This window comes from Micromonospora foliorum, from assembly GCF_022229015.1.
GTDB lineage: Bacteria > Actinomycetota > Actinomycetes > Mycobacteriales > Micromonosporaceae > Micromonospora > Micromonospora foliorum.
Window position 1 is genome coordinate 1 of sequence record NZ_JAKKFF010000228.1, and the last position, 5,065, is coordinate 5,065.

Annotated in this window: 3 protein-coding genes; 1 reads left to right on the forward strand and 2 read right to left on the reverse strand. The window is 73.4% G+C overall.

Annotated features, from left to right (window positions below; all coding sequences use genetic code 11):
- Positions 1 to 2,329, reverse strand: a 2,329-nt coding sequence (locus PSH25_RS17425) for a Tex family protein (protein ID WP_238660082.1), incomplete at its 3' end; no start/stop codon positions are given.
- Positions 2,330 to 2,483: 154 nt separating this feature from the next.
- On the opposite strand from PSH25_RS17425, the gene PSH25_RS17430 reads away from it, so the two are divergent.
- Entirely contained in the window at positions 2,484 to 3,995 is a 1,512-nt protein-coding gene (locus PSH25_RS17430) for a deoxyguanosinetriphosphate triphosphohydrolase family protein (protein WP_238660083.1), read from the forward strand.
- Positions 3,996 to 4,001: 6 nt separating this feature from the next.
- Here PSH25_RS17430 and PSH25_RS17435 read toward each other — a convergent pair.
- The coding region (locus PSH25_RS17435; protein ID WP_238660084.1) for an MBL fold metallo-hydrolase at positions 4,002 to 5,065 on the reverse strand (1,064 nt) is incomplete at its 5' end.

Sequence of the window (5,065 nt, forward strand, 5' to 3'; positions counted from 1 at the left end):
CGTCCGGCTGTCCGCTGCCGCGACCACCCTGCGGGCCACCGGATGTGCCCTGCCCGCCGCGACCGCCCTGCGGCGCGCGCTGTGCGGGGCCGCCACGCCCCTCCTGGCTCGTCCGACCACCACCGCCGCCACCACCCGCGGCGGGCTCGTCGTCCAGGCGCAGGGTCAGCGAGATCCGCTTGCGGGGTACGTCCACGTCGAGCACCCGGACCTTGACCACGTCGCCGGACTTCACCACCTCGCGGGGGTCCTTCACGAAGGTCCGGGACATCGCCGAGACGTGCACCAGACCGTCCTGGTGCACGCCGACGTCGACGAACGCGCCGAACGCGGCCACGTTGGTGACCACGCCCTCCAGCACCATCCCCGGCGTCAGGTCGCTGATCTTCTCCACCCCCTCGACGAAGGTGGCGGTGCGGAACTCCGGGCGGGGGTCCCGGCCCGGCTTCTCCAGCTCGGCGAGGATGTCGGTGACGGTGGGGAGCCCGAACCGGTCGTCGACGAAGTCGGTGGCCCGCAGCCCGCGCAGGATGCCGCTCTTGCCGATCACCGAGCGCAGGTCCTGCCCGGTGGTGGCGAGGATCCGGCGCACCACCGGGTACGCCTCGGGGTGCACGCTGGAGGAGTCCAGCGGGTCGTCGCCGTCCGGGATGCGCAGGAAGCCGGCGCACTGCTCGAACGCCTTCGGCCCGAGCCGGGCCACCTTCTTCAGCTCGGTACGCGTGCGGAACGGCCCGTTGGCGTCCCGGTGCAGCACGATGTTCTCGGCCAGGCCGGCGCCGATCCCGGAGACCCGGGTCAGCAGCGGCGCGGAGGCGGTGTTGACGTCCACCCCGACCGCGTTGACGCAGTCCTCCACGACCGCGTCCAGCGACCGGGACAGCTTCACCTCGGAGAGGTCGTGCTGGTACTGACCGACCCCGATCGAGCGCGGATCGATCTTGACCAGCTCCGCGAGAGGGTCCTGGAGGCGGCGGGCGATGGAGACCGCGCCGCGCAGCGACACGTCCATCCCGGGCAGTTCCTGCGAGGCGTACGCGGAGGCGGAGTAGACCGACGCGCCGGCCTCGGAGACCATCACCTTGGTCAGGTTGAGCTGTGGGTGCCGGGCGATCAGCTCACCGGCGAGCTTGTCGGTCTCGCGGGAGGCGGTGCCGTTGCCGATCGCGATCAGCTCCACCCCGTGTGCCCCGGCCAGCCGGGCCAGGGTCTCCACCGACGCGTCCCACTGCCGGCGCGGCTCGTGCGGATAGATGGTGTCGGTGGCGAGCACCTTGCCGGTGGCGTCCACCACGGCCACCTTCACCCCAGTCCGCAGGCCCGGGTCCAGGCCCATTGTGGGTCGGGTGCCGGCGGGCGCGGCGAGCAGCAGGTCCCGCAGATTGGTGGCGAAGACCCGGACGGCCTCCTCCTCGGCCGCCTGCCACAGCCGCATCCGCAGGTCCGCGCCGAGGTGGATGAGGATCCGGGTACGCCACGCCCAGCGCACCGTGTCGGTCAGCCAGCGGTCGGCCGGGCGGCCCGCGTCGGACACCCCGAACCGGCCTGCGATGGCCGCCTCGTACCGGGTCGGTCCGGTCGGTACGGCGTCCGCCTCGCCCGCCTCCTCCGACTCCATAGTCAGGTCGAGCACGCCCTCCTTCTCACCCCGGAACATCGCCAGGATCCGGTGCGAGGGCAGCTTCGGGTACGGCTCGGAGAAGTCGAAGTAGTCGGCGAACTTCGCGCCGGCCGCCTCCTGACCCTCGCGTACCCGGGACGCCAGCCGGCCCCGCGACCACATCTGCTCGCGCAGCGTGCCGATCAGGTCGGCGTCCTCTGCGAAGGTCTCGATGAGGATCGCCCGCGCGCCCTCCAGTGCGGCGGCGGCGTCGGCGACGCCCTTCTCCTCGTTGACGAACCCGGCGGCGGTGGCCCGCGGGTCCTGACCCGGGTCGGCCAGCAGCGTCTCGGCCAACGGCGCCAACCCGGCCTCGCGGGCGATCTGCGCCCGGGTCCGCCGCTTCGGCTTGTACGGCAGGTAGATGTCCTCCAGCCGGGACTTCGAGTCGGCGGCCATGATCTGCGCTTCCAGGGCCTCGTCCAACTTGCCCTGGCCGCGGATCGACTCCAGCACCGCGGCCCGCCGCTCGTCCAGCTCGCGCAGGTAGCGCAGCCGCTCCTCCAGGGTGCGCAGCTGGGTGTCGTCGAGCAGGCCGGTGGCCTCCTTGCGGTAGCGGGCGATGAACGGCACGGTGGAGCCGCCGTCGAGCAGCTCCACGGCCGCCCGCACCTGGCGCTCGGCCACGCCGAGCTCGTCGGCGATCCGCTGATGAACAGACTGGGTCACGATCTCGATCCGCCTTCGGGAGTGGGTACGCCTGCATTCTGCCGGGCGGGCCGGGGCGCTGTCGCCGCGCCCGGCCGGGGCGGGAGACGGAACCGCCGTGCCCGGCCGGGGTGACCGGCGGCGGTCCCGTCGGGCCTGCGCTAGCGTGGCGATCATGGAATCTGCTGCGGAGCCGCGTGCCCGGCGGCTCTTCGGCGGCAGCGCCCGGGCCCTCGGTGACCTTACGGCCAACCCGTTCCGCGCCGACCGGGACCGGATCGTCGGCTCGCCGTTCTTCGCCCGCCTCGGCGGTGTCACCCAGGTGATCAGCCCGGTCGGCTCCGGGCTGCTGGTGCACAACCGGCTCACCCACAGCCTCAAGGTCGCCCAGGTGGCCCGGGCGGTCGCCGAGCGGTTGTGCGCCGACGAACGCTGGCGCGACCTGCTGGACAAGCTCGGCGGCTGCGACCCCGACGTGGTGGAGGCGGCGGCGCTCGCCCACGATCTCGGCCACCCACCGTTCGGGCACCTGGGGGAGCGGGTGCTGGACCGGCTGGCCCGCCAGCGCCTCGGCCTCTCCGACGGCTTCGAGGGCAACGCGCAGTCGTACCGGATCGTCACCAGCACCGAGATCCGCGGCGCGGCCACCACCGGGTTGGACCTGACCGCGGCGGTCCGCGCGGCCATGTTGAAGTACCCGTGGACCCGCCTGGACCACCCCGACCCGCACCCCCGCACGATGGATCCCCCGCCGCGCGGCGCCACACCGCCGCCGGACGACCCGGACAGCGGCTCGTCGAAGTTCGGCGCGTACCGGACCGAGCTGGACGACCTGCGGCAGGCCCGGGAGCCGTTCGCCGGTCGCATCCCGGACTGGCAGCAGACCGTGGAGGCGTCGGTGATGGACACCGCCGACGACATCGCGTACGCCATCCACGACGTGGAGGACTTCTACCGCGTCGGTGTGCTCCAGCAGGGTTCGGTCTCCGCGGAGTTGATGGCCTGGCAGCGCGAGAGCGGGCACTTCCGGGCGATCACCGACGCGGCGCTGGCCACGGCGGCCCGGCGCCCCGGGGCGGCGATCGAGCGACTACGCCGGCAACTGCACCGCAAGGACGCCTGGATCGCCGACGACGAGGCGTTCGCCGCCGCCGTCGAGCACGTCCGCGAGGAGTTGGTGGACGGGCTGCTCGCGATGCCGTTCGACGGCTCGATCGAGGCGGAGCAGTACGTGGCGCGGTTCTCCGCCCGCTGGTCCACCCGCTTCGTCGAGGCGATCACGGTCACCGACCAGCCGTCGGTGCGCTCCGGGCACGTGCTGCTGGGCTGCGCGCAGTGGCACGAGGTGCAGGTGCTCAAGTTCGTCCACCACCGGTTCGTGCTGGCCCGCCCGGATCTCGCCCTGCACCAGCGCGGCCAGGCCCGGTTGCTGGACACCCTGGTCGAGGCGCTCTGGGAGTGGCTGCTCGACCCGGAGGAGGAGTCCCGGCTGCCCCGCCGGTTGCACGACCTGGTCGAGTTGGCCGAGGCGGAGCTGCACCCGCGTACCCCGGACCGGATCGGTCGCGCCCGGGGGCGAGCGATCGTGGACTTCGTCGCGCAGCTCACCGACGGTCAGGCGGTGGCCATGCTGGACGCCCTCTCCGGCCGGTCCGGCGCGCTCTGGACCGACGCGTTCGTCCTCTGACCCGGCTCAGGCGACCGACTGCCACCAGCCGTCGACGGCGGGCGGCTCGTCGACCACCACCCGCTCGCCGGGGCGGGGCACGGCGAGCCGCACGTCGCGGGCCTTCGCCTCGGCCCACAGCCGGTCGACCGGCTCGGACCAGTCGTGCAGGGCCAGGTTGAACGTCGCCCAGTGCACCGGCACGAACAGCCCGCCGCGCAGGTCGAGGTGGGCGGTGACCGCCTCCTCCGGGAACATGTGGATCGTCGGCCAGGCCCGGTCGTACGCGCCGATCTGCATCAGCGTCACGTCGAACGGCCCGTGCTCGGCGCCGATGTCCGCGTACCCGTCGAAGTAACCGGAGTCGCCGGTGTAGAAGACCTTGCGGCGCGCCCCGGCCACCACCCACGAGCTCCAGAGCGTGCCGTCGCGGCGCAGCCCACGACCGGAGAAGTGCTGGGCGGCGGTGGCGGTGATCTCCAGGCCGGCGACCTGGTGCGACTCGGACCAGTCCAGCTCGATGATCCGCTCGGCGGGTACGCCCCAGCGGTCCAGGTGCGCGCCCACGCCCAACGGCACCAGGAACGGCGCGGACTGCCCGGCGAGCAGCGCCCGCACGGTGGCCATGTCGAGGTGGTCGTAGTGGTCGTGCGAGATCAGGATGGCGTCCAGCGGGGGCAGCTCGTCGATGCCCACCGGTGGCTCGTGCAGCCGGCGCGGGCCGACCAGCCCCGAGGGCGAGCACCTGTCGCTCCAGACCGGGTCGAGCAGCACCCGCCGCCCCTCGATCTCGATCAGCGTCGAGGCGTGGCCGTACCAGACGATGTTGAGCTCGTCGGCGGCCTCCGGGCCGCCGGCGCTGGGCCGCAGCAGCGGCACCGGCGCGGTCGGACGCCGCTTCTGCTTGCCGAAGATCAGCTCCCGGAGCAGGTTGCGCCCCGGCTCGGCGACCATCGTGCGGGTGCCCGTCCGGTTGTGGAAGGTGCCCTCGCGGAACTGCGGCGAGCGGGCCGCCCGTTCCGCCCGCGCCCCGCTGAGCCGGCCACCCAGCGCCGCCGGCACATCCCGGGCGACCCAGGCCAGGCCGGCCA

Bases quoted from the DNA above. Each gene is read 5' to 3' on its own strand.
- PSH25_RS17430 (WP_238660083.1), top strand. From the start codon at position 2,484: ATGGAATCTGCTGCGGAGCCGCGTGCCCGGCGGCTCTTCGGCGGCAGC.